Origin of the sequence: Paraburkholderia kururiensis JCM 10599 = LMG 19447, assembly GCF_003986935.1 — a bacterium.
Lineage (GTDB): Bacteria > Pseudomonadota > Gammaproteobacteria > Burkholderiales > Burkholderiaceae > Paraburkholderia > Paraburkholderia kururiensis.
Genome location: NZ_RJZE01000144.1, coordinates 1 through 253, shown reverse-complemented (window position 1 = coordinate 253; position 253 = coordinate 1). Strand labels below are relative to the sequence as shown.

1 protein-coding gene is annotated in these 253 nt (G+C 54.2%); it reads right to left on the bottom strand.

Going from position 1 to position 253, the window contains the following annotated elements:
- Nucleotides 1-93 precede the first annotated feature (93 nt).
- Nucleotides 94-253 (bottom strand): IS3 family transposase (locus PKKP23_RS33650; protein WP_153188594.1); only part of this gene is annotated, 160 nt, incomplete at its 5' end.

Sequence of the window (253 nt, the reverse complement as noted above, 5' to 3'; positions counted from 1 at the left end):
TGTTTCGCCATGGTGGTGGAGTTCGATTGTGGAAGTGTTACCGTGAGAAGCAACATTCTCCTTCAATCGCCACCGCCTTCTCCTGCCTCTTCCCTACGCCGCGTACACCACTTTCAACGATAGCTCATTGTAGAAGCGTTCGATGTAGTCGAACACGTCTGAACGGGCTTCCTCTCGCGACCGATACACCTTGCGCGCCGTGCGCTCGGTTTTCAGGCTGCTAAAGAAGCTTTCCATTGCCGAGTTGTCCCAG